We start from the raw sequence: 23,825 nt of genomic DNA on the forward strand, positions 1-23,825 counted from the left end.
TGAGTAAGGCAAGGCGTCAACCACTGCCTTTAATTATTGGGGCCGCGGCGTATGGGTCCCTGCTTTCGCAGGGACGACGGAGAAACCTATGCCACCGCGTCAAAACACCAGGCCAGAATGCCTTTCTGCGCATGCAGGCGATTTTCGGCTTCGTCGAACACGACCGACTGCGCGCCGTCGATCACTTCATCGGTGACTTCCTCGCCGCGATGGGCGGGCAGGCAGTGCATGAAGATCGCGTCCGGCTTGGCCAGCGACATCAGCTTCGCATTGACCTGATAGGGCTTCAGCACATTGTGGCGATGTTCGCCGTCCTTGTCGCCCATCGAGACCCAGGTGTCGGTAACGACGCAATCGGCGCCGCGCACCGCGGCTTCGGGATCGGTGCCGAGCACGATCGGCGCTTGCGTCGCCTTGATCCAGTCCTTCATCGCCTTGTTCGGCGCAAGTTGCGGCGGGGTTGCGACATTGAGCCTGAACTTGAAACGCTCGGCTGCATGCGCCCAGGATGCCAGCACATTGTTGTCGTCGCCGGTCCAGGCTACGGTCCTGCCCTCGATCGGCCCGCGATGCTCCTCGAAGGTCATCAGGTCGGCCATCACCTGGCAGGGATGCGAGCGCCGCGTCAGGCCGTTGATCACGGGCACCGTGGCGTGCGCGGCCAATTCCAGGAGCGCGTCGTGGTTGAGGATGCGGATCATGATCGCATCGACATAGCGCGACAGCACGCGCGCGGTGTCGGCGATGGTCTCGCCGCGGCCGAGCTGCATCTCGGCACCGGTCAGCATGATGGATTCGCCGCCGAGTTGGCGCATGCCGACGTCGAACGACACCCGGGTGCGGGTCGAGGGACGTTCGAAGATCATCGCCAGCGTCTTGCCTTCGAGCGGCTTCTTGCCCTTCTCATGCGCTTTCAGCTTCGCCTTCATGGTGGCGCTCAGGGTCAGCATGCTGCGCAATTCATCTAACGGCAGTTCATTGATGTCGAGGAAGTGACGGACGGATTTGCTCATCAGCCCGCCGCCTTCTTCAACTGGCCAGCGGACAGCGCGACACAGGCGCGCTCCAACCTTTGCACGGATTCCTCGATCTCGGCCTCGGTGACGATCAGCGGCGCGAGGAACCGCACCACATTGTCGCCGGCGCCGACGGTGAGCAATTTCTCGTCGCGCAACGCATTGACGAGATCGCCCGACGGCACCACGGCCTTGACGCCGACCAGAAGCCCCTCGCCGCGAACTTCCGACAGCACGGCGGGATAGCGATCGACGACGGAGGCCATTTTCTGTTTCAACAGCAGCGACATCTTCTGCACGTGATCGAAGAAGCCCGGCTCCAGCATCACGTCGAGCACGGCATTGGCGGCTGCGATCGCCAGCGGATTGCCGCCGAAGGTCGAGCCGTGCGAGCCCGGCGTCATGCCGCTTGCGGCTTCCGCCGTCGCCAGCACCGCGCCGATCGGGAAGCCGCCGCCCAACGCTTTGGCCAGCGACATCACATCCGGTGTCACGCCGACGCGCTTATAGGCGAAGAGATCGCCGGTGCGGCCCATGCCGGTCTGCACCTCGTCGAACGCGAGCAACAGGCCCTTCTCGTCGCAGAGCTGGCGCAGCGCCTTGAAGAAAGACTGCGGCGCCGAGCGCACGCCGCCCTCGCCCTGCACCGGCTCGATCAGGATCCCCGCGGTCTGCGGGCCGATCGCTTTCTTGACCGCTTCGAGATCGCCATGCGGCACCTGGTCGAAACCGTCCATCGGCGGCCCAAAGCCTTCGAGATATTTGGCGGAGCCGGTTGCTGCGAGCGTGCCCAGGGTGCGGCCGTGGAATGCGCCCTCGAAGGTGACGAGACGATAGCGCTCGGGATGGCCCTTGGAGAATTGATAGCGGCGCACGACCTTGATCACGCCTTCCATCGCCTCGGCGCCGGAATTGCAGAAGAACACGAGGTCGGCAAAGCTCTGCTCGCAAAGCCGCGCGGCGAGCTTCTCGCCATCCGGCGACTTGAACAGGTTCGACATGTGCCAGAGTTTCGTCGACTGCTCCTGCAGCGCCGCGATCAGGTGCGGATGGCAGTGACCGAGCGCATTCACCGCGACGCCCGAGGTGAAGTCCAAATAGCGCTCGCCATTGGTGGCGGTCAGCCAGCAGCCCTCGCCGCGTTCGAAGCCGAGATCGACCCTGGCGAAGACCGGGAGCAGATGCGACGTGGCACTATTGGTCATGGCAATCACTGAGGTTTGAGACCTGCCTTTGAGACCTGCCGCGGGCGTGCATTGGCGCGAACGCGGCAACAGCCGGTCTTGCGAAAACGAAACGTGCCGCCTCTTAAGGGCGGCACGTGAGAGGCATTCTATGTGGGCGTGGGGCGCTGTCAACACGCCACGGAGCCGCCTTTCCTGCAGTGCAAGATGCTGAAATCCGTAAGATTGCGGTGTGGTGGAAAACACGCAGTGAAATGCCTAGATGTCAGAACATGTGGACGTTCGGGCCCGGACTCTTGCGCCCGAGTCACGCCATATTGTAGCGTTTGGGCTGTCGGGTACGACATCTCGTGCGGCAGTTCTGATCCCTAAGAGTCCATTTTGTGCAGGCGTAAACGTTCGGCGCGGTTAGCGCGTCCGGCGAGGGCTAAGGGATTCTGACCGCAGGGATTTTTGAGACGAATGACTCGCCAGCGCTGCCCCCGATTGGCCGGCGCGATGCGAAGGGAAGATTACGATGACGGTTTTGACCTGGTCCGACGATCGCGTCGAACAGCTTAAGAAGCTCTGGGAAGCCGGATTGTCGGCGAGCCAGATCGCCGCGGAACTCGGGAATGTGACGCGAAACGCCGTAATCGGCAAAGTGCACCGGCTGGGCCTTTCCGGCCGTGCCAAGAGCCCCTCCTCGGCCGCCCCGCGGCAGCGCAAGGCACGCCCCGCCCAGCCGATGATGCGGGTGTCGCGCCCGGTCTCGCGCGGCAACACCGCGCTGGCACACGCCTTCGAAGTCGAGATGGAGCCGGATCCGATCGCCTTCGACAACGTCGTGCCGATGAGCCAGCGGCTGTCGCTGCTCGAACTGAACGAGGCCACCTGCCACTGGCCGGTCGGCGATCCCTCGAGCCCGGAATTCTTCTTCTGCGGCGGCAAGGCGCTCACCGGCCTGCCCTATTGCGCCCACCACTCGCGCATCGCCTACCAGCCCGCCGCCGATCGGCGGAGGCAGCAGCCGAAGCAGACGCGGTAAGGGGCGCGCGCCGCTATCTCAACGATGTCGTCCCTGCGAATGCAGGGACCCATAACCACAAGTGCAGGTGGTTATGCTGAGCTGGAGCTCCAGCGCATTTCAACAATCGAGATTGGCGGTTATGGGTCCTCGCGTTTCGCGGGGATGACGGAATAGAGGCGAGAACCCCTCAACTTGTCGTCCCTGCGAACGCACTAGTGGATGCACACATGTTGCAGTGCGATTCAGGCTTCATATGCAATTTTAGAATCGAAGATGCGAGCTCATCGAAATTTTGGAATCGAGGCTGGCGTTTTCGCGCAAGATCGGAATCCAGCGCTTCGGTGGGGTGGAGAGCGCGCGCAGCAAAACTACGTCGCAACACTTGAGAAGTGCAAAAACCCTTGGCTTTTCATGAGTATTTGCGGCGCAACAAGTGTGCATGCCCTAGTGCGAACGCAGGGACCCATAACCACAGGTGTCTGTGGTTACGCTGAGCTGGAGCTCCAGCACGTTTCAACAATCGAGATTGGTGGTTATGGGTCCCCGCGTTCGCGGGGACGACCGAGAAGTTCGCGAGGACGGCAACGGAGCGTTACGGCTCCACCTTCGCAAACCGGTCATCCAGCGCGTAACCTGCGCCGCGGACGGTGCGGATCGGATCCTGCTCGCGGCCGGGGTTGAGCAGTTTGCGCAAGCGGCCGATATGGACGTCGACGGTGCGCTCGTCGATATAGATGTCGCGGCCCCAGACGCTATCGAGCAACTGCTCGCGGCTGAAGACGCGGCCGGGGTGCTCGAGGAAAAATTCGAGCAGGCGATACTCGGTCGGGCCGAGATCGATCTGGCGGCCTGAGCGCGCGACGCGGCGCTTTTCGCGATCGAGTTCGATATCGCCATAGGTCAGCACGGTGGCGAGCCGCTCGGGGCTCGCCCGCCGCAGCAGGCCCTTTACGCGCGCCAGCAGTTCCGGCACCGAGAACGGCTTGACGATGTAATCGTCGGCGCCGGTCGCAAGCCCCCGCACCCGCTCGCTCTCCTCCCCGCGCGCGGTCAGCATGATGATCGGCAATTGCTTGGTTTCGGGGCGCGCTCTCAAACGGCGGCACAGCTCGATGCCGGAGAGGCCCGGCAGCATCCAGTCGAGCACGACGAGATCGGGCACGCGCTCCTTCAGCCGCGTATCCGCATCGTCGCCGCGGCCGACGGTCTCGACCTCATAGCCTTCAGCGTCGAGGTTGTAGCGCAACAGCGTGGTCAACGCTTCCTCGTCCTCGACCACCATAATGCGCGCGCTCATTCTGCTTTCCTCAAGTGTTGGAGACGGTCGTGGCAAACGTCGTCATGTCGCCCTTCGGGCGCTTGTCGAGCATCTGCTGACCCTCGATCATGTAGAACACGGTTTCGGCGATGTTGGTTGCGTGGTCGCCGATCCGCTCGATATTCTTGGCGCAGAACATCAGGTGGATGCAGAACGAGATGTTGCGCGGATCCTCCATCATGTAGGTGAGGAGTTCGCGGAACAGCGAGGTGCAGATGGCGTCGACTTCTTCGTCGCCCTTCCACACCGCCATCGCCGCCGGCAGATCGTGCGCGGCATAGGCGTCCAGCACCGACTTGACCTGCGATTGTACCAGATCGGTCATGTGCTCGAGGCCGCGCATCAGTTTCAGCGGCTGGAAATCGTTCTCCAGCGCCGCGACGCGCTTGCCCATGTTCTTGGCGAGGTCGCCGATCCGCTCCAGATCGGTGGCAACCCGCATCGCGCCGACGATCTCGCGCAGATCGATCGCCATCGGCTGGCGGCGGGCGATGGTCAGCACCGCGCGCTCCTCGATCAGATGCTGCAGGCGGTCGATCTCGACGTCGGTGGCGACGACGTGCTTGCCGAGCGCGACGTCGCGGCGGACCAGCGCGTCGACGGATTCGGTGATCATGCGCTCAGCAAGGCCGCCCATCTCGGCGACCAGACGCGTCAATTCCTGGAGGTCGCTGTCAAACGCCTTGGCGGTGTGCTCAGAAGCCATCTGTTATCTCCTTAACCAAACCGCCCCGTGATGTAGTCCTGGGTACGTCGATCGCGCGGCGAGGTGAAAATCTTGTTGGTGTCGTCGAATTCGACCAGCTCGCCGAGATACATGAAGGCGGTCTTGTCCGAGACGCGCGCCGCCTGCTGCATATTATGGGTGACGATGGCGATGGTGTAGTCCTCTGCCAGTTCCTGGATCAGTTCCTCGATCTTGGCGGTCGAGATCGGATCGAGCGCCGAGCAGGGCTCGTCGAACAGGATCACCTCGGGCCTGACCGCAACGGTGCGCGCGATGCAGAGCCGCTGCTGCTGGCCGCCGGACAGCGAGAGGCCGCTTGCATTGAGCTTGTCCTTGACCTCGTTCCACAGGGCGCCGCCGCGCAGCGCCTTCTCGACCCGGCCGTCCATCTCCGACTTGGAGATCTTCTCGTAGAGACGGATACCGAAGGCGATGTTCTCGTAGATCGTCATCGGGAACGGCGTCGGCTTCTGGAACACCATGCCGACGCGGGCCCGCAGCAGATTGAGATCGAGCTTGGGGTCGAGGACGTTGGTCTGGTCGAGCAAGAGCTGACCGGTGGCGCGCTGACCAGGATAGAGATCGTACATCCGGTTGAATATCCGCAGCAACGTGGATTTGCCGCAGCCGGACGGGCCGATAAAGGCGGTGACGCGGTGGGTGCCGAGCGTCAGGTTGATGTTCTTCAGCGCATGGTGCTCGCCATAGTAGAAGTTCAGACTGCGCGCGGTCACCTTCGGCGCAGCCTCGGGCAGCGTCGCCTGCGGAACGGGCCCGCTCGCGTTACTCACGGATACGGAGAGATCGGTCATTTGGATGTCCTCTCGGCGCCAAGGATGCGCGCGCCAATATTCAGGGCCAACACGGTGAGCGTGATCAGAAGCGCCCCGCTCCAGGCGAGCTGCTTCCAGTAGACGTAGGGGCTCTGCACGAAGTTGTTGATGGTGACCGGCAGGTTCGCCATCGTCTTGGTCAGGTCCAGGCTGAAGAACTGGTTGGACAGCGCGGTGAACAATAGCGGCGCGGTTTCGCCGGCGACACGGGCGGTGGCCAGCAGGACGCCGGTGATAAGGCCGGCGCGCGCGGCGCGGTAGGCGATCCGGCGGATCACCAGCGAGCGCGGCAGGCCGAGCGCAGACGCCGCCTCGCGCAGGGGATTGGGCACCAGCCCCAGCATGTCCTCGGTGGTGCGGACCACCACGGGAATCACGATCACGGCGAGCGCCAGGCAGCCGGCAAAGGCCGAGAAGCCGCCCATTGGCACCACGATCGCGCCGTAGATGAACAGGCCGATGATGATCGACGGCGCGCTCAACAGAATATCGTTGATGAAGCGGATCACCGAGGTGAGCTTGTCGTGCTTGCCGTATTCGGCGAGATAGGTTCCGGCAAAAAGGCCGAGCGGCGCACCGATGCCGACCCCGATCACGGTCATCATGATCGAGCCGATGATGGCGTTGCGCAGGCCGCCATCGGTCGAACCGGGCGGCGGCGTATCCTGGGTGAAGACGGCGAGGTTGAGGCCGGCGAGGCCGTTATAGAACAGCGTGAACAGGATCAGTGCCAGCCAGGTCACGCCGAACGCTGCAGCGCCCAGGCACAGGAACTTGACGATGACATTCTTGCGGCGGCGGGAGACGTAAATCGGGTTCATGTCAGTTCCCCGCCTTCTTTTCCAGCCGCATCAGCATCAGCCGCGCGGCAGCAAGAACGAAGAACGTCAGAATGAACAGGAGCAGGCCGAGCAGGATCAGGCCGGACTGGTGCAACCCGTCGCTTTCGGCGAATTCGGATGCGATCGCGGCCGAGATCGTGGTGCCGGGCGCAAAGATCGAGGACTGGATCTTGAACGAATTGCCGATGATGAAGGTCACCGCCATGGTCTCGCCCAGCGCACGGCCGAGCGCCAGCATGATGCCGCCGATCACGCCGACGCGGGTGTAGGGGATGACGACGTTGCGAACGACTTCCCAGTTGGTACACCCCACCCCATAGGCGGCCTCTTTGAGCACCGGCGGGACCGTCTTGAAGACGTCGACCGAGATCGCGGTGATGAACGGCAACACCATGATCGCCAGAATCAATGACGCGTTGAACAGGCTGAGATAGGACGGCGGCCCGGCGAAGATCGTCCCCAGCACTGGAACGCCGTCGAACACGCTGATCATGAACGGCTGGAAGTTGTTGGCCAGAAACGGCCCCAGCACGAAGAAGCCCCACATGCCGTAGATGATGGAGGGAATGCCGGCCAGCAGTTCGATGGCAAGCCCGATCGGACGGCGCAGCCAGATCGGGCAGATCTCGGTCAGGAACACAGCGATGCCGAGGCCGACCGGAATGGCGATCGTCATCGCGATCACGGAAGTGATCAGCGTTCCGTAGACCGGGCCGAGCGCGCCGAGCACTGGCGGGTCGGCAGACGGCGCCCAGCGCTGCGTCCACAGGAAGGCGGCGCCGTATTCCCGGATCGCCGGCCAGGCGCCGATAATAAGCGAAATGATGATGCCGCCGAGGATGAGCAGAACCGAGATCGCGCAGGCGCGCGTAATCCAGTAGAAGGTGACGTCGCCGAGCTTGAACGCGCTGAGAGCTTTTGCGCGATCGTAAGGTCCGGCAGCGTCCATTACGTCGCTTTCAACCGCCATTTCTGCCACGCCAATCCCCTGTACTTACAGCCCAATGACCCGGACTTCGGTGCACGGCTTTTTCGGCTCGCGCATTGTTCTTGCCTCTCTTGCCCGAGAGGGGTGCTCAACCCGGGCATTCCGGGTTGAGCGATCGTGTTGCGTAGCGCTGGACCGATCAGCTCTTGATCTCGGAGGCCCAGGTCTTTTCGATCTGCTTGACGACCGAGTCCGGCATCGGAATGTAATCGAGCTCTTCGGCCATCTTGTCGCCCTTCTCGAACGCCCATTTGAAGAACTTGATGGCTTCCTGGGACGCCGCCTTGTCGGTTGCATCCTTGTGCATCAGGATGAAGGTCGCGCCGGTGATCGGCCACGACGCATCGCCGGGCTGATCGGTCAGGATGACGAAGTAGTTCTTGGCACTGGCCCAGTCGGCATTGGAAGCCGCGGCCTGGAATGCACCAATCGTCGGCTGCACGGTCTTGCCGGCCTTGTTGACGACTGCACCGTAGGTCAGCTTGTTCTGCTTGGCATAGGCGTACTCGACGTAACCGATGGAGTTCTTGGTCTGGCTGACGTTTCCGGCGACGCCTTCGTTACCCTTGGCGCCAACGCCCGTCGGCCACTCAACCGCGGTGCCGGCACCTGCCTTGGTCTTCCACTCGGCATTGGTCTTGGAGAGATAGTCGGTCCAGATGAACGTGGTGCCCGAGCCGTCCGAACGGCGCACCACGGTGATCGCGTCGGAAGGCAGCTTCACCTTGGGATTGAGCTTGGCAATCGCGGGATCGTCCCACTTCTTGATCTTGCCGAGATAGATGTCACCGAGCAGTTCGCCCGAGAACACCAGCTCGCCCGGCTTGATGCCTTCGAGATTGACGACCGGCACCAGGGCGCCCATCGCCTGCGGCCACTGGATCATGCCTTCCTTGTCGAGCTGCTCCGGCTTGAGCGGCATGTCGCTGGCGCCGAAGGTCACGGTCTTGGCCACGATCTGCTTGATGCCGGCGCCGGAGCCGATCGACTGGTAGTTCAGGCCGTTACCGGTCTCCTTCTTGTAGGCATCGGCCCACTTCGAATAGAGCGGGAACGGGAAGGTGGCGCCTGCGCCGGTGATGTCGGCCGCGAAGGCCGACGTCGAAGCGGCGAGCAAGCCGGCAGCGACGACTGTCCTGACGAAATTCATGGTTGATCTCCATATCCTGAGCGAAGCGCCGTTGCGCCCGATCGCGCTCATGCCGCCCGTGTAGGCGCGGTCGATAGAGCTTTTACGAAGGTTTGATGACAGTTGGATGACACATCCAAGCGACTGAAATCGCTTGCATTTATGCCGCCGCCGGGGGTTTCGCCGGGGGAAAACAGGCGGTAAAGGTGGCGCCGTTTTTCGGCACGCTTTCGATCAACAGCCGGCCGCGATGGCGGTTAAGAATATGTTTCACCAAGGATAAACCGAGCCCGGTTCCGCCCTGCGCGCGGCTGTCGCCGACATCGACGCGGTAAAAGCGTTCTGTCAGCCGCGGCAGATGCTCGGGCGCAATGCCCGGGCCGAAATCGCGGACCGTGACGCGCACTTCGGGCGCGCCCTCTCCCGAGGCGACCTGGCTCAGCGAGACGATCACCTTCCCGCCGGACGCGCCATATTTGAGGGCGTTCTCGATCAGGTTCTCGAACAGCCGCAGCAGTTCCTCGCGATCACCCGCAATCGAGACCGGTGTCTCCGGCAGATCGATCTCGATCGCGACCTGGCGTTCCCTGGCCAACGGCTCCAGCCCGTCGGCGACCTGGCGAATGATCGGCACGATATCGACACACGCTTCGGGGCGGACATGCGCCGACAGCTCGACCCGCGACAGCGACAGCAGGTCGTCGATCAGCCGCGCCATCCGGGTCGCCTGTGTATGCATGATGGAGAGAAAGCGCTCGCGCGCCTTGGCGTCGTCCTTGGCCGGGCCCTGCAGCGTATCGATGAAGCCGGACAACGCAGCGAGCGGCGTGCGCAGCTCATGGCTGGCATTGGCGACGAAATCGGCGCGCATCTCCTCGACCCGCCGCAGCGGCGTCTGGTCGTGGAAGGTCATCAGCATGCATCTTTCGGTCCCGCCGAACAGCGTCGGCACCGGTACCGGCGTGATGACCAGTTCCATCCAGCGGTCGACCGGCACCTGGTCGAGATAGTTGGCGCGGCGCGGCTCGCTGGTCGCGATCGCCTCGCGCAATGCGGTGATGATCTCGGGAGAGCGCAGCGCGAACTGGGCGAGTTCGTTCTTGCGCAGGGCTGGCGCGAGCTGGGCGGCCGCCGCATTGAGATGAATGACGCGGCCGGCGCGGTCGAGCAGCACGGCCGGGTCCGGCATGCCGGCAACGACCGCGCTGACGGCAGCAGATTCAACCGGACTGACGGCGCGGACATCCTCGCGGGAACCGGTGGTATCATGCAGCCGCCACGGCACCAGCGCTGCGGCGGCGATGCAGATGAAGACCGCTACCGCACGCGCCAGCGAGAGATCGGCCAGCAGCACCAGCGCGCAAAGCGCCAGCCCGGCGGCCAACAGGATAATGGCCGAATGCCGCAACCGGTCCGGCCACGGTGCAAAGAAGGAGGAGTTCGAATCGTCAATCGCCATGGACGCAGGCTTTCCTTCCGCTATTCGCGAGGCGCCCGCCACATCATCAGGCGCCGGTGTCTCCACGCTCGCGCACATAGACGGGGGCCTCATGCCTCGGCTCGGGGTCGGCGGCAGACGCCAATTGGCGCAGGCGCTTCGATCGCGCGCCGATGATAATCTCCCGAAGCGTCAGCAAGATTACAGATATGACAAAAGGGCCGATATAATAGAGGACCCGGAACAGCAGCATGCCGGCGAGCAGTTCCTCCCGGTCCATCTGCCAGAGGCCGACCAGCATAGCGGCATCGAACACGCCGAGCCCGCCCGGCGAATGGCTGGCGAATCCCAACAGCGTGGCCGAGACGAAGATGACCGCGACGACGATAAAGCCGATATCGGGCTCGTCCGGCACCAGCATGTACATCGCCAGCGCACAGAAGCTGAGATCGACGATGCCGATGGCGATCTGCAGGAGCGTCAGCGGGCCGCCCGGCAGGGTGACCGTCCACGGTCCGCGGCCGACGCCGCGCGGCTGGGCCCAGACCCAGGCGACATAGCCGACCAGGGCGATGATGATTCCGAACGCCGCAACGCGGTTGAGCCAGGCCGGCAGTTGATCGATCGAGGCGGCGGCTTCCGGGTGGTAGGCGATGCCCAGTCCCAATACCGCGGCATTGCCGAGCCAGAAGGTGAGCCCGGCCAGGAAGCAGATCTTGGCGACGTCGATCGCATTCAACCCCCAGGCCGAATAAATCCGGTAGCGCACCGCGCCGCCGGTGAAGACGCTGGCGCCGACATTGTGCCCGATCGAATAGGAGGTGAAGGCAGCCAGCGCGTTGATGCGGTAGGGTATGTGGTGCTGGCCGATGGCGTGGACGGCGAACCAGTCATAGAAGGTCAGCGTGAAATAGCCTGCCGCCACGAACAGGGCCGCCAGCGCGATCCGGCGCGGCTCGGTGCCCTTGATGGCGTCGATCACCTCGTTGGCGTCGATGCCGCGTAGCATGTGATAGAGCACGTAGCACGCAACGGCGATGACCGTGATGCTGATAAGGACCCCGAGCTTATGCAGGACCTGTTTCTGGCGCAGAAACGAAGTTGCCCTGCGTATTGCTTCCAGCATCTACACCTCGAATTGCGCTTCTGCGACGACGGCAATGGCGCGAACCCCGCCGCCGCTACGCGGCTCCCTTGCCCCTCTGGTAGCGCGTTTTGGGCCGGAGTGGAATTCGCCGTACGACAATAAAACGCGCTTCTTCAACATATTAGGTATCGTTGATGACGGCGGTAGCACAGATTTACTGTATTCCCGCCGCCCGATGGGGGTTTCGGACCATAGCCAGGACCGGTCAACAACCCGTGACAGTGACGGCGGTAAAGCTGGCCGGCTCATGATGCAGTCAACCCGGCGGCGCACTGCGCGAGACCACCCAATCGCGCAACCATGACCCGACCGCACAGCCGCAGAGGTAGAGCGCGAACATGATCAGGCCGAGATCGAGCCAGTAGCCGAAACGGCCAGGCACGACGCGCGCGAGCGCGGCCGCGACCAACGCCGCGACCAAAACCGAAAGCACCCACCGCCATTTCCGCGAGACGCCTTCGCCGTACTGAACCACGGATATCCAGCCCATGGCGAAGCCGAGCAGCACCGATGCCAGGAGCCAGCCCCAGTAGAATGTGGTCAGATAGGCCATGCTCACTTCACCACGAAATCGATGCGGCGGTTCTGCGCCTTGCCCTGGTCGGTCTCGTTACCCGCAATCGGCTGCGTCGAGCCATAGCCGACCGCGCTGAACCGGTTGGCGGGTAATCCCGCCTTGACCAGATAGTCGGCGACCGCCTGCGCACGCCTCTCGGACAGCGCCTGGTTGGCCGCCTCGTCGCCGTCGGCATCGGTATGTCCCGCGATCTCGATATTGGCGGCCGGACAGCGCAACGCGGTTTCGATCAGGCGGTCGAGCAGACCGGCGGAATCGGTGACGATGTCGGCCTTGCCGGATTCGAAGCGGATCCGGGCCTTGCCGAGCAGTTCGGTAAACAATTGCTGGCAGACGGTCGCATCCACCGGCGCGGCGGCCGGCTTGACGGAGATTTCCGGCTTGAACTGCCAGCCCTGCGGAAAGTCCTTGCCGAGGCCGGCGCGGATCTGACTGGAGGCGGCTTCATAGAGCGCATCGCCCGACAGCTTCACCTCGCGGTCGGAGACGACGAGCGTACCGGTCGACAGCCGCGACAGCGCGCCGAGCGCTGATACCACCGCGTTGGCGAAGCCTGCGGGCGCGCCGATGCTCGTCTTGAGGTTATCGACGACTTTTTCGCTGAAGAACTTGCGCCCTGCCGCCCCCACCAGCCCGGCGTGGACGTTGTTGTCGGGCACGTTGCCGGTCAGCGTCAGCGTTACCGCGACGGGATCCTTGTAGGCCTGGAAGATGTAGGGCGGTGCCTTGACCTCGTTGGCTGCGACCGAAAAACCCTCGGGAAGATTTTTCAGTGCGGCGGCGATGGCTTCGCGGCCGCCGAGTTCGCGTGCCATGCCGGACAGGCTGACCGTGGTGTCCGACAGCGTGATCTTGCCGTCCTTCAGCTTGCCGATCTGGTCGAGCAGCAACAGCGCAGCATTGTCGAAACGCGGCGGCGCCCCGCGCGCAAGATTCGTCCGGTCGACCACCTCGACGCCGCCGAGGCTGGCGCGAGCCGCCTCCATCAGCCGGACCTTGCTCGCGGGCAAGGGCGAACTGCCCGATAGCGTTACCCGAACGACGTCGCGTTCAGCCGACCAGACGAACGGCTTGGCTTCGGGAACGAGCCGGGTTTCGTCGTTAACCAAACGCACCCCCGGCACCGCTTCGACCGAAGCCACCGCACTCTGCCGGCCGTCTTCCGAGAATGCGTCTGCGGCCAGGGTCACGTCGCGGCCTTCGACCGAGATTCGCCGTTTATCGAGGATGGTGCCCTTGAGGGCTGCGGCCGAACGCTGCGCCAGGTCGATTTCCAGCGGTTCGGTGCTCGTCCAGGCCGCGATCGCCCAACAGATGACCAGCGGAATGACACCCGGCCACCATTTGCTACTCCACCTGAAAAGTCCGCGCATTCGAGTTCCCGCCGGGTCCGGAACGGAGAGAAAACAAACCCTTGCGGGGCTGTCAAACCCGAAATGTCGCAGGCGCGAAAGGAGACGGAAATCGGTCCGGCTAACAGTTTCTTCAGCCGTCTGTCGCTAGTTTCGTCCCCGTAATTAACCGGGCAGCCCCGCATCTCGATGAAACAGCTTCGCAACACCGTCATTCGCGCCGGGCTGGAAGCGCTGTACTTCTCCGGGGCGCATCACCTGCTGCGACCAATCTTCGCAGGCGTCGGCATCATTTTCATGCTGCACCATGTCCGTCCGCGCCGCGACGGCGAGTTTCAGCCCAATCATCATCTCGAAGTCGAGCCGGAGTTCTTGCGGGCGATGCTCGCGCATCTTCGCGCGCTCGACGTCGATATCGTCACAATGGACGAGGTGCATCAGCGACTCCAGAAGCGGAATTTCGCGCGGCGCTTTGCCTGCTTTACCTTCGACGATGGCTATCGCGACAACCGCGATTACGCCCTGCCGGTGATGCGTGAGTTTGACGCGCCCCTCACCGTTTACGTCACGAGCGATTTCGCCGAAGGCACTGGTAGGTTGTGGTGGGTTGCGCTCGAAAAGGTGATCGCCAAGGCTCCCTCGATCGAAGTCCCGATCGGCGGCACAGTAATCCGCCTCGATAGCTCGACGCCATCAGCCAAGCAGGTCACCTTCGACCGCATCCACGATTGGCTGCGCCGACTGCCGGGCGAACACGACCTGCAGCGCGAAATCTCCGCGCTATGCACGCGCCATGACGTCGATGATTATCTCATCGCCCGCGATCTCTGCATGTCCTGGGAGGAATTGAAGGGGTTCGCGGACGATCCGCTGGTGACGATCGGCGCGCATACGGTTACGCATTGCCATCTGGCGCGGCAGAGCGAAGAGACCGCTTGGCTCGAACTGACCGAAAGCCGCGCGCGGATCGAAGCCAAGTTGCAGCGGCCGGTGCTTCATCTCGCCTATCCCTACGGCGACCGGATCGCCGCGGGCCAGCGCGAATTCGCCCTGGCGAAGGCGGCAGGATTCAAGACGGCAGTCACGACGCGGCCCGGCATGATCTTCGCCGAAAGCGCCGGCCACCTCACGGCGCTGCAGCGGGTCTCGCTGAACGGCAACTACCAGGACGAACGGATCATCCCCGTCCTGACCTCCGGCGCCGCCACCGCGATGTGGAACGGCTTTCGCCGCATCGACGCGGCCTGAAATCTCTCCATACGTCGTCCCTGCGAACGCAGGGACGGACCCATACGCCGCGGCTCATCAGTTAAGTGATGTAGTAGTCATCTACCAAAACAATTATCGCTTGTGGTTATGGGTCCCTGCGTTCGCAGGGACGACGAACTGGCGTCCTTGACTCGCCCTGCTCCCACGCCCAAAACCTCCGGCAAAGCAAATGGAGGAACGCAATGTTCAAGGATCTGTTCTCGCTCAACGGCCGCATCGCGCTGGTGACGGGTGGCTCGCGCGGCATCGGCAAGATGATCGCGGCCGGATTTCTCGCGCAGGGCGCGGCGAAGGTTTACATCACCGCGCGCAAGGCGGGACCTTGCGAGGCGACCGCGCAAGAACTCACCGCCGCCTATGACGGCGAATGCATCGCGCTGCCGATCGACATCTCGACCGTCGAAGGCTGCGAAAGGCTGGCATCCGAAATCATCAAGCTGGAGCCGAAGCTCGACATCCTCGTCAACAATGCCGGCGCGGCGTGGGGTGCGGAATTCGACGAGTTTCCGGAAAGCGGCTGGGACAAGGTCATGGACCTCAACGTCAAGTCGCTGTTCTTCCTGACCAAGGCGCTGGCGAAACCGCTGCGCGCAGCGGCCTCGCCCGATCGCCCCGCCAAGGTCATCAACATCGCCTCCATCGACGGCATCTTCGTCAACCCGACGGAGACCTATTCCTATGCGGCAAGCAAGGCTGCGGTGATTCATCTGACGCGGCGCATGGCGACCAAGCTGATCAAGGACAATATCAACGTCACCGCGATTGCGCCGGGCGCCTTCAAGTCCGACATGAACCGCGCCGCGCGCGATCACGCCGATGAAGTGGCAAAGCGCGTTCCGGCACGGCGCGTCGGCACCGACGAGGATATGGCGGGTGTTGCGATATATCTCGCCTCGCGCGCGGGTGATTATGTCGTCGGCAATACGATCGCGGTGGACGGCGGCGTGGTGTACGCAAGTGCGGGGCTCGAGATCGCGGGGTAGTCACAGCCCGCGATGCCACGTCGTCCCGGCGAACGCCGGGGCCCACACCGTGTGATTCATCAATAGCGCACGGCGGCAGACGCCGTGCCAAAACAACGACGGTCGGTGGTTATGGGCCCCGGCTCAGGGCCGGGGCGACGGAGAAATCACGGCTCGTCCTTATCATATTCGACATCAGCCTCGGGCGCGTTGGGCAATTCGCGCTCCAGTGCCTCCCGATAGCGCAAACACCCGCGCAAAAATTTCGGCCAGGGCGGGACGGCCACTTCAGGCGTGATGCGCTCAGGCAACAGCCCCCAGAGATCGGGATGATGCCAGCACAGGTCGTGACCGGTGCTGTCGCGGTGCGCGCGGATGCCCGCCCTGAGACGCTTCACCTCCGCGACCAACTGGTCGCGGTTCAGTGCTTCGAGGTCGCGATCGGGGTCCATGCTGCTGCTCCCCGATTGCGGGGCGGTTCAGGTTTCGATCTTCACGTACTCGAAATCGCCGGGCTTGTTGTCGATGCCGACTTTCGGCGGCGAGATCCAGGAGGCGTACTGGCCGGCTTCGGTGACCGGCTTCATCAGCGAGGCGATGAAGTCGCCGTCCTGCGACGAAGGCAACCATTCGCCCTTGCGTTGGTTCCAGGTGGCGTCGTCGATCAGGACGCCGTCGGGCGTGGCGTGGACGTCCTTGAACTCGCCGATCTGGCGGTGGAACGCGACGTTCGGCAGGGTCAGCTTGTACTGATAGCCCGCGGTCGAGATCACCTTGTTCCAGCGCAGCATGCCCTTGACGCAATCCTGCGTGTAGTCGTCGCGCAGCCGCATGTTGAGCGCCGTCAGCGCCGGCTCGTCGACCCGCTTGATCACGCCGTCGACCAGCTTGAGCACCGGATAGGTGGCGTTCTTGAGCTGGTGGTCGTCGTCGATCTGGGTTTCCTTGTAGCGGCCCTTGATGCCGGCGTTGAAGGCATTCGCCGCGTTGGTGGAGACTTCCGAACCGAACAGATCGAGCGACAGCGAATAGTGCAGGTTCAGCTTCTTCTGGATGGTCGGCAGGTCGATCACGCCGAGCGCGCGGACCTTGGCGATGTCGGTCGGATCGCTGATGCCGGCTTCTTTCATCGCCTCGCAGGTGCGCTGCACGACGCGGCTGATGCCGGTCTCGCCGACGAACATGTGATGGGCCTCTTCGGTCAGCATGAAGCGGCAGGTGCGCGACAGGGGATCGAAGCCGGATTGCGCGAGGCTGTGCAACTGCATCTTGCCGTCGCGGTCGGTGAAATAGGTGAACATGAAGAACGACAGCCAGTCCGGCGTCGCCTCGTTGAAGGCACCGAGCATGCGCGGGGAATCCGCATCGCCCGAGCGGCGGCGCAACAAATCGTCGGCCTCCTCGCGGCCGTCGCGGCCGAAATATTTCTGCAGGAGATAGACCATCGCCCAGAGATGGCGGCCTTCCTCGACATTGACCTGGAACAGGTTGCGCAGGTCGTAGAGCGAGGGCGCGGTCTTGCCGAGATGGCGCTGCTGCTCGACGGAGGCGGGCTCGGTGTCGCCCTGGATCACGATCAGGCGGCGCAGCGTGGCGCGGTGCTCGCCCGGGACTTCCTGCCAGGCCGGCTTGCCGTAATTCTCACCGAAGGGAATGACGCGGTTCTCTTCCTGCGGCGCCAGCAAGATGCCCCACCGATACTCCGGCATCTTGACGTAGTCGAACTTGGCCCAGCCGCGCGGATCGACCGAATAGGCGGTGCGCAAGTAGACCAGCGACTGCTGAAAACCTTCCGGCCCCATGTCGCCCCACCAGTCCATGTAACCGGGATGCCAGCCCTCCAGCGCCTTCAGCACCTGGCGGTCTTCGCTGAGATTCACGTTGTTGGGGATTTTGGTCGAGTAGTCGACGTTCATGTAATTCATTGGGGCCTCCCGTGGTTCGGTCTCGTGTCCCGGACGCGGTGCAGCGTTCCTCACGATGCACCGCAGAGCCGGGACCTATTTCGGTGGCTAAGGTGGGTCCCGGTTCTGCGAGCCGCGTCACAAGCGTGCCGCGCAGCGCCCGGGACACGGGCTTAAACTCTCGTCATATCGAATTGCGCCTTCTGGCCGGTGCCGTAGCGGCGCAGCGCGCCTTCTTCGCCGACCGCGTTGGGGCGCTGGAAGATCCAGTTCTGCCACGCCGTGAGGCGCGAGAAGATTTTCGATTCCATGGTTTCGGGACCAACAAAGCGCAGATTCGCTTCCATGCCGGTGAGGCCGTCGGGCGAGAAGGAGGTGCGCTCTTCCAGGAACACCCGCACCTCGTCGTCCCAATCGATGTCGTCGAGCGCGAAGGTGACCAGGCCAAGCTCTTCGGCTTCCTCAGCGTCGAGCGTGGTGCCGATGGTGGCCTCCGCGCGTTCCAGATCGGACGGATCGGCCTGGAAGCGCGATTGCAGGCGGGTCAGGCCGTGGCTCATCGGATAGGGACCGAAATTCAGCGCAGTGAGCTGGATCGCCGGTGGCGGCCGGTTGTCGCCCTGGCGTGAGCCGATCAGCATGTAGGAACGGTCGGCGGCAAACACGAGTTCGGCGAGCGTGCCGGCAAAGCAGGAGCCGGGCTCGACCAGCGTCACCAGCGTGCGCGAGGTGACGTCGATGCGCTTCAACACCCGTTTCCAGTAATGCCTGATCTCGTTGACCAGCCAATGCGCCTTGTTGGCTTCGAGGAAAGCGTCGCAAGCGACCACATTGGCGGGGTCGCCGTGCGACTTGAACACCAGCATCGCGATTTCGAGTTCGTTGATGCGCAAGTGAAGGATTGCATCGTCGAGTTCGCGCGCCACCTGGAGCGACCAGAACGACGCGCCCTGCCCGATCAGGCCGTCGATATCATCAGGCGGCGCCGCCTCCGGCGCCTTGATCGAAATGGTCGCGATGCGCGCCGCGCGGTCGATGTCGACGCTGACAAAGCCGTAGCGGATGCCGGTCTCGTCGATGGTGCGGTTGAGCGGCGCAAGCGTGATGCCCTTGCCGCTGCCGTTGCGCTTCGAGCTTGCGGCGAATTCCTTGGCGCGCTCGGCAACCTTGGCCTCGAGCTTACTGTTCGGCGCGATTTCATCGACCAGCCGCCACGCGACGGCGCGCTTGCCTTTAATTCCTTCCTCGATGGTGCAGAAGAAGTCGGCATGGTCGCGGCGCACCTTGCGCTTGTCGACCACGCGGGTCAGGCCGCCGGTGCCCGGCAACACCGCGAGCAGCGGCACTTCCGGCAGCGCCACGGCGGCGGCGCCGTCATCGGCCAGGATAATGTGATCGGTTGCGAGCGCCAGCTCATAGCCGCCGCCAGCCGCGGTGCCGTTGACGACGGTGATGAAGCGCTGCCCGGAGTTTTCCGATGAATCTTCCAGGCCGTTGCGCGTCTCGTTGGTGAATTTGCAGAAATTGACCTTGTGGGCGTGGGTCGCGCCCGCCAGCATGCGTATGTTGGCGCCGGCGCAGAACACGCGGTTCTTGCCGGAACGCATCACCACCACTTTCACTTCAGGATGTTCGAAGCGCAGCCGCTGCACGGCGTCGGCCAGCTCGATGTCGACCCCGAGATCGTAGGAATTCAGCTTGAGCTGATAGCCCTCGAACAGACCGGCATTCTCGTCGACGTCCATGGTCAGGGTTGCGACCTCGCCCTCGACCGCCAGCTTCCAGTGATGGTAGCGCGACGGATCGGTTTGAAAATCGATGTATTTCGCTCCCCCCGCAAGGACGCGATCTTCACCGGCCATGAGCCACCCTCTGTCGTTTTCTCAGGATTTGTTTGGTTCGTTACATGCACAATAATGCATGTTTTCAATTGAGTCTAGCCTAAAACGCCGGAACATGCATTTTGTTTCATGTTCGGCCGGCAGCCGCAAAGGCCACGCAATCGGCCTTGGCGAACTGCGGCTGCTCCAGTTTGGTCTTGATGAGGCCCGCCAGGGCCGCAACCGGAAAGCTGTCGGCAAAGCCGTCGCCGCCGACATTGCGCATACCGAGCGCCTCGAGTCCGCCGAGCGCTTCACCAAATAGCCGGGCCGCGACGTGCGGCTTTTGCATGCGCAGCCGCAGATTGGCGGTCGTGATCAGGATGCAGGCGCGCAGCAATATCCGCTCGCGGCCGCCCTGCGGCGCCGCCGCCCATACCGCTTCCAGGATCTCCTGCGATTCCCAGAAGTAGCCGTGGTCGTTGAGCGCCATGCCGTAGCGCAGCGCCGGGTGGCGCGCCGGCACGTAGCCCTGGAAGCGCGCCGGCACCAGCGCTGCGATCTGCGCCAGCGTTTCGTAATCGGCGGCGGCTTCCTTGGACTGGCCGGGCACATAAGCCCATCGCGGCAGCGGCAGATGACCGATGCCTGAGGGCGGCGCGGTCATCCGAACAGCGCCTCGGCACGCGCAGGAGAAAATGCGCTACGCGGCCCGTCCTTGCGAGCCATTCTCGACGTGCAACACCGCCTTTGCGAAATCCGAAATCGCATCGAGCGTCGCCTCCGGCGCTTCGCGATGCGGCTGATGTCCCGCGCCCGGAATCACAGTCACATCGACCGGACAATAGCATTCTTCCCTGGCAATCTCGACCTGCCGCATGGTCCCATACTGATCGTCCACACCTTGAAGGATCGCGATCGGCACGCGGATATAGGCGAGGTATTCGGAAATATCCCAGTTGCGGAAATCAGGATCGAGCCATGCGCCGTTCCAGCCATAGAAGGCGTTATCGACGTCCCTGTGCCAGCGCGAAAGCTTGCCCTTCAGGTTCGTGGTCTCGTAGGCGCTCCGGATATTCGCAATCGACGCCACCGAAATATCCTCGACGATGAAATGCGGGGCGATCAGCGCGAGGCCCTGCACGCGGTGATCCTGATGCGAGCCCGCATAGATCGCCGCGATCGAAGCGCCATCGGAATGGCCGAGCAGCAGGCCGCGGCGAAAGCCGATCTTGTCGAGCAGTTTTGGCAGCACGTCGAGCGCCTCGACGTGCATGTAGTCGAGCGGGCGCGGCAGTTTTACCGGCGTCGATGCGCCATAGCCCGCGCGCGAATAGACGAATACGCCCGCGCCGGTCGCGGCCTGCAGCTTGTCCGGAAAGTCGCCCCACAGGCCGGTCGAGCCGAGCCCCTCATGCAGCATTACGATAACAGGCGCGTGCTCGGGCGACGGACCGATCATGCGGTATTCGAGATGGGAGGCGCCGACCGTGAGGAAGCCGGAGGCAGTGAGGGTTGTCATGCTGTAAGCTTTCGAAAGTGATCCAGACGTCGCATCCTGCTCACGTCGTCCCTGCGAGCGCAGGGACCCATAACCACCGGCCTTCGTTGTGACCAAAGGTCTCGCACATCGCGCGTTAACGGATAAGCCGCGGGCGTATCGGTCCCTGCGTTCGCAGGGACGACGAGAGAGTTACGATGCACCATCCCGCAGCTTGAACCGTTGAATCTTCCCTGTCGCCGTCTTCGGCAGGCTGTCCACCACGTCGATCCAGCGCGGATATTTCCATGGGCCGATCTTCTGCTTGACGTGTTCCTTCAACGCTTCATGCAAATCATCCGTCCTGGCGCCGGCGCGCAGTACGACGAAGGCTTTTGGCTTCAGCAATCCTTCCGGATCGGCCTCGGGCACGACGGCGGCCTCGAGCACGGCCGGATGGGTGATCAGCGCGCTCTCGACCTCGAACGGCGAGACCCAGATGCCGGAAACCTTGAACATGTCGTCGCTTCGGCCGCAAAAGGTGTAACGGCCATCGGCGTCGCGCGTGTATTTGTCCCCGGTGCGAGTCCAGTGGCCTTCGAAGGTCGCGCGGCTCTTGGCGCGCTGGTTCCAGTAGCCTTCGGCGGCCGAGGGCGCTTCCACCAATAGCTCTCCGACCTCGTCATCGGCCACGTCATCGCCCGCCTCGTTCACCAGCCGCACCTTGTAGCCCGGCACAGGCTTGCCGGATGAGCCATATTTGATGTCGCCCGGCGCGTTCGAGAGGAAGATGTGCAACAGCTCGGTCGAGCCGACGCCGTCGAGAATGTCGACGCCGAAGCGCGCCTTCCAGGCATTGCCGACAGGCTCGGGCAGCGCCTCGCCCGCGGACGTGCAGATGCGCAAGCGCGTGCCGGCGCGCTCGTTCTTCGTTGTTTCGTCATTGAGCATCGAGGCAAACAGCGTCGGCACGCCGTAGAAGATGGTCGGGCTGTACTTATTCAGCAGCTCGAACATGCGTGCTGGCGTCGGCCGGTCGGCATTGAGCACGGTGCTGGCGCCGACCGACATCGGGAAGGTAAGCGCATTGCCGAGCCCGTAGGCGAAAAACAGCTTTGCCGCGGAAAGACAGAGGTCGTCTTCCCTGATGCCGAGCACCTGCTTCGCATAGGTTTCCGCTGTGGCCTGCAGATTGGAATGCAGATGCCGCACGCCCTTGGGCATGCCGGTCGAGCCTGACGAATAGAGCCAGAACGCCGGCTCCTCGGCATGGGTTTCCACGGTTGGGAAAGAATCGCCCTCCTTCGCCAACTCTTCGGAAAGCAGCTTGTGGCCGAACGAATTCTTGCCGGAGACCACGACACATTCGAGATCCGGCATGCGGCCGACAATGTCTTTCACGGTCGGGTACAGCGCCTCTGAGACGAACAGCACCCGCGCGCGGCTGTCGGCCAGCACATAAGCATACTGCTCCGACGTCAGCAGCGTGTTGAGCGGCACCGGCACGACGCCGGCGCGGATCGCGCCGAGGAACACCGCGGGAAAGTCCACGGTGTCGAGCATGATCATTGCCACGCGCTCTTCGCGGCGAACGCCGAGCCGGCGCAGCATGTTGGCAACGCGGCGGGTCTGCCGCTGCAGCTCGCCATAGGTGAATTCGGCGACGGTGTCGGTGAAGGCGAGCTTGGCGCCGCGCCCCTCCTCGACATTGCGGTCGAGCAGCCAGGTCACCGCATTGTACGAACCGGACGTGCCGCTCACGACGCTTCTCCCTGAGCTTTTAAGAATTATAATTCATACAAAGACACCGGCTACGCTTGCTGTCAATCCTCATCGGCATTATGTTTCCGAAATCTGTTCACCCCGACGCAATGCCGAACGAGGGAAATGACCGAGGCCAGCGACCCCGAATCCGGCTTTCTCGAGCAGCTTGGCCAGCGTGTGCGCACCATGCGCGCCCTTCGCGGCATGTCGCGAAAAGTGCTCGCAAAAGTTTCCGGAATTTCGGAGCGCTACATCGCGCAGCTCGAAAGCGGCAAGGGCAACGTCTCGATTGTGCTGCTGCGACGCGTGTCGAACGCGATGGGCGCGCATCTCGAAGATCTCATTCCCTCGGCCGAGCCCGCGCCGGATTGGGCCGTGATTCGCGATCTCTTGCGCAAGGCAACGCCGGCGCAGATTGCGCAGGCCAAGGATGCGCTGGCCGGCGGCGGCCTATCGGCGCAGCGGCGGATTTCCTTTGCCGGCATCGCCCTGATCGGCCTGCGCGGCGCCGGCAAATCCACCCTCGGCAGGATGCTGGCGAAGAAGATCGGCTGGAAATTCGTCGAGCTCAACAAGGAGGTCGAGGCGCAGAACGGCTTGTCCGTCGCCGAGATCATCGCGCTCTACGGCCAGGAAGGTTTTAGGCGCATGGAGCAGGCGGCGCTGACGCAATTGCTGGCGCGCAAGGAATTGATGGTGCTGGCGACCGGCGGCGGCATCGTCTCCGAGCCGTTGACCTTCGACCTGATCCTATCATCGTTCTATACCATCTGGCTCAAGGCCGAGCCGGAAGAGCACATGGCCCGCGTCCGCCGCCAGGGCGATTTGCGCCCGATGGCCGACGATCGTTCCGCGATGGCGGAATTGCGCAACATCCTGGTCAGCCGCGAACCGCTCTATGCGCGGGCGTCAGCCGTGGTCGATACCGCGGGCCTCTCCGTCGATGCGGCGGCGGCGCGCTTAAGCGATGTGGTCGCGCCGGTGCTGCACGACAAGCACGCGTTCGGCCTGCGCAGCGCGGCCTCCTGATTTTTTCTGCGAAAGTCCTCGCAATAGCGGAGGAACG

The 23,825-nt window shown here is 63.3% G+C and carries 22 protein-coding genes; 4 read left to right on the top strand and 18 right to left on the bottom strand.

The annotated features are described in order from the left end of the window. Nucleotides 1-86 precede the first annotated feature (86 nt). A complete protein-coding gene (argF, locus tag V1290_RS16300) occupies nt 87-1,013 on the bottom strand; it encodes an ornithine carbamoyltransferase (protein WP_334365359.1) in 927 nt (308 codons plus the stop codon). Beyond that, nucleotides 1,013-2,221, bottom strand: a complete 1,209-nt coding sequence (locus V1290_RS16305; RefSeq protein WP_334365360.1) for an aspartate aminotransferase family protein — start codon at nt 2,219-2,221, stop codon at nt 1,013-1,015. The genes argF and V1290_RS16305 overlap by 1 nt, the downstream gene beginning before the upstream one ends. A 496-nt stretch (nt 2,222-2,717) precedes the next feature. Here V1290_RS16305 and V1290_RS16310 point away from each other — a divergent pair, with 496 nt between their 5' ends. Then, nucleotides 2,718-3,227: a GcrA family cell cycle regulator gene (locus V1290_RS16310; RefSeq protein ID WP_028351833.1), complete on the top strand. Its 510-nt coding sequence runs from the start codon at nt 2,718-2,720 to the stop codon at nt 3,225-3,227. A gap of 574 nt (nt 3,228-3,801) precedes the next feature. Here V1290_RS16310 and phoB read toward each other — a convergent pair. The 10 genes from phoB to V1290_RS16360 all read right to left on the bottom strand — a co-directional run bounded on the left by phoB (nt 3,802) and on the right by V1290_RS16360 (nt 13,581). After that, nucleotides 3,802-4,506: a phosphate regulon transcriptional regulator PhoB gene (phoB, locus tag V1290_RS16315; protein ID WP_028351834.1), complete on the bottom strand. Its 705-nt coding sequence runs from the start codon at nt 4,504-4,506 to the stop codon at nt 3,802-3,804. Between the two features lie 10 nt (nt 4,507-4,516). Next, nucleotides 4,517-5,233: a phosphate signaling complex protein PhoU gene (gene phoU / locus V1290_RS16320; RefSeq protein WP_334365361.1), complete on the bottom strand. Its 717-nt coding sequence runs from the start codon at nt 5,231-5,233 to the stop codon at nt 4,517-4,519. An 11-nt stretch (nt 5,234-5,244) separates the two neighbouring features. After that, nucleotides 5,245-6,066: a phosphate ABC transporter ATP-binding protein PstB gene (gene pstB / locus V1290_RS16325; RefSeq protein ID WP_334365362.1), complete on the bottom strand. Its 822-nt coding sequence runs from the start codon at nt 6,064-6,066 to the stop codon at nt 5,245-5,247. Beyond that, entirely contained in the window at nt 6,063-6,908 is an 846-nt protein-coding gene (pstA, locus tag V1290_RS16330; RefSeq protein WP_334365363.1) for a phosphate ABC transporter permease PstA, read from the bottom strand. Before pstA ends, pstB begins: the two co-directional genes overlap by 4 nt. 1 nt (nt 6,909) lies before the next feature. Continuing rightward, nucleotides 6,910-7,908, bottom strand: coding sequence for a phosphate ABC transporter permease subunit PstC (pstC, locus tag V1290_RS16335; protein ID WP_334365364.1), 999 nt, complete (start codon nt 7,906-7,908; stop codon nt 6,910-6,912). Nucleotides 7,909-8,056: 148 nt separating this feature from the next. After that, nucleotides 8,057-9,067 (bottom strand): phosphate ABC transporter substrate-binding protein PstS, encoded by a 1,011-nt coding sequence (gene pstS, locus V1290_RS16340; protein ID WP_334365365.1) that lies wholly within the window; start codon nt 9,065-9,067, stop codon nt 8,057-8,059. A 139-nt stretch (nt 9,068-9,206) separates the two neighbouring features. Continuing rightward, nucleotides 9,207-10,505, bottom strand: coding sequence for an ATP-binding protein (locus tag V1290_RS16345; RefSeq protein ID WP_334365366.1), 1,299 nt, complete (start codon nt 10,503-10,505; stop codon nt 9,207-9,209). A gap of 46 nt (nt 10,506-10,551) precedes the next feature. After that, nucleotides 10,552-11,610, bottom strand: a complete 1,059-nt coding sequence (locus tag V1290_RS16350; protein ID WP_334365367.1) for a lysylphosphatidylglycerol synthase domain-containing protein — start codon at nt 11,608-11,610, stop codon at nt 10,552-10,554. A 277-nt stretch (nt 11,611-11,887) separates the two neighbouring features. After that, complete coding sequence (locus V1290_RS16355) at nt 11,888-12,184, bottom strand: hypothetical protein (RefSeq protein WP_334365368.1); 297 nt, start codon at nt 12,182-12,184, stop codon at nt 11,888-11,890. Between the two features lie 2 nt (nt 12,185-12,186). Beyond that, on the bottom strand, nt 12,187-13,581 hold the full coding sequence (locus tag V1290_RS16360; protein ID WP_334365369.1) for an OmpA family protein: 1,395 nt from the start codon (nt 13,579-13,581) through the stop codon (nt 12,187-12,189). Nucleotides 13,582-13,749: 168 nt separating this feature from the next. Here V1290_RS16360 and V1290_RS16365 point away from each other — a divergent pair, with 168 nt between their 5' ends. Beyond that, on the top strand, nt 13,750-14,808 hold the full coding sequence (locus V1290_RS16365; protein ID WP_334365370.1) for a polysaccharide deacetylase family protein: 1,059 nt from the start codon (nt 13,750-13,752) through the stop codon (nt 14,806-14,808). 203 nt (nt 14,809-15,011) lie between these two features. Then, nucleotides 15,012-15,812, top strand: a complete 801-nt coding sequence (locus V1290_RS16370; RefSeq protein WP_334365371.1) for an SDR family oxidoreductase — start codon at nt 15,012-15,014, stop codon at nt 15,810-15,812. 146 nt (nt 15,813-15,958) lie between these two features. Here V1290_RS16370 and V1290_RS16375 read toward each other — a convergent pair whose 3' ends face one another. The 6 genes from V1290_RS16375 to V1290_RS16400 form a co-directional block, all read right to left on the bottom strand. Then, nucleotides 15,959-16,243 carry a hypothetical protein gene (locus tag V1290_RS16375; protein WP_334365372.1) on the bottom strand — a complete coding sequence of 95 codons (285 nt, stop codon included), beginning with the start codon at nt 16,241-16,243 and terminating at the stop codon, nt 15,959-15,961. A gap of 27 nt (nt 16,244-16,270) precedes the next feature. Further along, a complete protein-coding gene (boxB, locus tag V1290_RS16380) occupies nt 16,271-17,707 on the bottom strand; it encodes a benzoyl-CoA 2,3-epoxidase subunit BoxB (protein ID WP_334369048.1) in 1,437 nt (478 codons plus the stop codon). 161 nt (nt 17,708-17,868) lie between these two features. Beyond that, a complete protein-coding gene (boxC, locus tag V1290_RS16385; RefSeq protein ID WP_334365373.1) occupies nt 17,869-19,557 on the bottom strand; it encodes a 2,3-epoxybenzoyl-CoA dihydrolase in 1,689 nt (562 codons plus the stop codon). A gap of 106 nt (nt 19,558-19,663) precedes the next feature. Continuing rightward, nucleotides 19,664-20,182 (bottom strand): DUF309 domain-containing protein, encoded by a 519-nt coding sequence (locus V1290_RS16390; RefSeq protein ID WP_334365374.1) that lies wholly within the window; start codon nt 20,180-20,182, stop codon nt 19,664-19,666. 36 nt (nt 20,183-20,218) lie between these two features. Next, complete coding sequence (locus V1290_RS16395; protein WP_334365375.1) at nt 20,219-21,037, bottom strand: alpha/beta fold hydrolase; 819 nt, start codon at nt 21,035-21,037, stop codon at nt 20,219-20,221. Between the two features lie 171 nt (nt 21,038-21,208). Further along, nucleotides 21,209-22,756, bottom strand: a complete 1,548-nt coding sequence (locus V1290_RS16400) for a benzoate-CoA ligase family protein (protein ID WP_334365376.1) — start codon at nt 22,754-22,756, stop codon at nt 21,209-21,211. A 93-nt stretch (nt 22,757-22,849) separates the two neighbouring features. Here V1290_RS16400 and V1290_RS16405 point away from each other — a divergent pair, with 93 nt between their 5' ends. Next, nucleotides 22,850-23,788: a helix-turn-helix transcriptional regulator gene (locus V1290_RS16405; protein ID WP_334369049.1), complete on the top strand. Its 939-nt coding sequence runs from the start codon at nt 22,850-22,852 to the stop codon at nt 23,786-23,788. Nucleotides 23,789-23,825: the final 37 nt, after the last annotated feature.

Origin of the sequence: Bradyrhizobium sp. AZCC 1578, from assembly GCF_036924675.1 — a bacterium.
Lineage (GTDB): Bacteria > Pseudomonadota > Alphaproteobacteria > Rhizobiales > Xanthobacteraceae > Bradyrhizobium.